This is a genomic window from Streptomyces sp. UH6 (assembly GCF_013421635.1).
GTDB classification, from domain to species: Bacteria; Actinomycetota; Actinomycetes; order Streptomycetales; family Streptomycetaceae; genus Streptomyces; species Streptomyces abyssomicinicus.
In genome coordinates, this window is the sequence record NZ_JACADT010000888.1 from 1 (window position 1) to 2,392 (window position 2,392).

Annotated in this window: 3 protein-coding genes; 2 read left to right on the top strand and 1 reads right to left on the bottom strand. The window is 75.1% G+C overall.

Annotation, left to right across the window (positions count from 1 at the left end; translation table 11 throughout):
* On the bottom strand, window positions 1-375 hold a 375-nt coding region (locus HW445_RS27170), incomplete at its 3' end, for a hypothetical protein (RefSeq protein WP_180223519.1).
* Between the two features lie 245 nt (window positions 376-620).
* Between HW445_RS27170 and fmt the strand changes: the two genes are divergently transcribed.
* A complete protein-coding gene (fmt, locus tag HW445_RS27175; protein ID WP_180223520.1) occupies window positions 621-1,553 on the top strand; it encodes a methionyl-tRNA formyltransferase in 933 nt (310 codons plus the stop codon).
* A 171-nt stretch (window positions 1,554-1,724) separates the two neighbouring features.
* A partial coding sequence (locus HW445_RS27180; RefSeq protein WP_308799994.1) for a transcription antitermination factor NusB occupies window positions 1,725-2,392 on the top strand: 668 nt, incomplete at its 3' end.

The window sequence follows — 2,392 nt, forward strand, 5'->3', positions numbered from 1 at the left end:
CTCGGCCTCCGCCGCCGCCTGCTGCGCCGCCCGCCGCGCCCCGTACCGCCGGTGCACCGCCTGCTTGGTGACCCCCAGCGCGGAACCCACCGCGTCCCACGAGAACCCGAGCGACCGGTCGAAGTCCACCGCCGCCGTGACCAGCGTCTCGACACTGTCGCGCAGCTCCTGCGCGAGACGGACCGTCGGCGCCGGCGCCCGTCCGTAGACGACGAATCCGGCGGACGAACCCGTGCGCCGCGGGCGGTAGACGTTCCCGAGCTGGGCGGTGAGCGTACGCAGCGCGTCCACCTGCCGGCGGACCCGCTCGATGTCCCGTACCAGCAGGTGCAGGCTGGCCCGAGCCTGGGCGTCGTGGGTTGCGTGGTCGGCCATGAACAAGCCTCTCGAACCGGCGATGAAAGGATCGGCCGCGACGATGGCGGCCCGTTGTGGTCAACTCTCCTTTGACCAACGCGCCCGACCCCCGGGGGGTCACGGTCGCGGGGGCGCTCGGTGCCCGCCGCGCGCCCTGGAGACGCCGCACACGCGGTCGCTCCACCGCGTCGCCCGGGACCTCCCGCGGCCTCCTAGACTGGTGCGCCGCCCGCATCCCCGCCCCGAGAGGCCCTACGCCACCCATGAAGCTCGTCTTCGCAGGCACCCCCGAGGTCGCCCTCCCCGCCCTGGACGCACTGATCGCCTCCGGGCGGCACGAGGTGGCCGCCGTCGTCACCCGTCCCGACGCACCCGCGGGGCGGGGCCGCCGGCTGGTGGCGAGCCCGGTCGCCGAGCGGGCCGAGGAAGCCGGCATCGAGGTGCTCAAGCCCGCCTCCCCGCGCGACGAGGCGTTCCTCGCCCGGCTGCGGGAGATCGCCCCGGACTGCTGCCCGGTGGTGGCCTACGGCGCCCTGCTGCCCCGCGTCGCCCTCGACGTCCCCGCCCACGGCTGGGTCAACCTGCACTTCTCGCTGCTGCCCGCCTGGCGCGGCGCCGCCCCCGTGCAGCACGCCGTGATGGCCGGCGACGAGATCACCGGCGCCTCCACCTTCCTGATCGAGGAGGGTCTGGACTCCGGCCCGGTCTACGGCACCCTCACCGAGCAGGTCCGCCCCACCGACACCGCCGGAGACCTGCTCACCCGGCTCTCGCTGGCCGGCGCCGGACTGCTGGCCGCCACCATGGACGGCATCGAGGACGGTGCCCTGGAGCCGGTCCCGCAGCCCGCGGACGGCATCAGCCTGGCACCGAAGATCACGGTGGAGGACGCGCGCGTCGACTGGTCCGCCCCCGCCCTGCGCGTGGACCGGGTGGTGCGCGGCTGCAACCCCGCGCCCGGCGCCTGGACCACCTTCCGCGGCGAGCGGCTGAAGCTGACCCAGGTCGCCCTCGTCGCCGACCGGACCGACCTGGCGCCCGGCGAGATCGCGGCCGCCAAGAACAACGTGTACGTCGGGACCGGCTCGCACGCCGTCGAGCTGGTGTGGGTGCGCCCCCAGGGCAAGAAGCCGATGCGCGCCGCCGACTGGGCGCGCGGCGCGCGGATCACGGCCGGGGAGACGCTGGGCGGCTGAGGCCGGGCCGGGGCAGGGGCGGGCGGGACGTAGTCTGGGGAGGTACCACCCCTTCTTCGAAGCCCGAAGCCCCCAGGCCCGAAGCCCCCAGGCCCGAAGCCTGAGGCCCGAAGCCCCCGGGCCCCGATGTTCTTCGACGTCTCGATTTCTGCGATCCGGAGCACCTTTTTCGTGAGCGACCCCTCCCGTCGGCCCCGCAAACCGGCCAAGCCGTACCGCCGCCCCCAGAAGGACCCGGTCCGCATCCTCGCCTTCGAGGCGCTGCGCGCCGTCGACGAACGGGACGCGTACGCCAACCTGGTCCTGCCGCCGCTGCTGCGCAAGGCCCGGGAGAAGAACGGCTTCGAGGGCAGGGACGCCGCTCTCGCCACCGAACTGGTCTACGGCACGCTGCGCCGCCAGGGCACCTACGACGCGATCATCGCCGACTGCGTCGACCGGCCGCTGCGCGAGGTGGATCCGCCGGTGCTCGACGTGCTCGCGCTCGGCGCGCACCAGCTGCTCGGCACCCGGATCCCGCCGCACGCCGCGGTCTCCGCCACCGTGGAGCTGGCCCGCGTGGTGCTCGGCGACGGCCGGGCCAAGTTCGTCAACGCGGTCCTGCGCAAGATCGCTCGGCACGACCTGGACGGCTGGCTGGAGCGGGTCGCCCCGCCCTACGACGAGGATCCCGAGGACCACCTCGCGGTGGTCCACTCCCACCCGCGCTGGGTGGTCTCCTCGCTGTGGGACTCGCTCGGCGGCGGCCGGGCCGGCGTGGAGGCACTGCTGGCCGCGGACAACGAGCGGCCCGAGGTGACGCTGGTGGCGCGCCCCGGGCGGGCCACCGCCGCGGCGCC

Excerpts from the sequence above, each read along its gene's own strand:
- fmt (WP_180223520.1), top strand. The coding sequence starts at position 621 with ATGAAGCTCGTCTTCGCAGGCACCCCCGAGGTCGCCCTCCCCGCCCTG.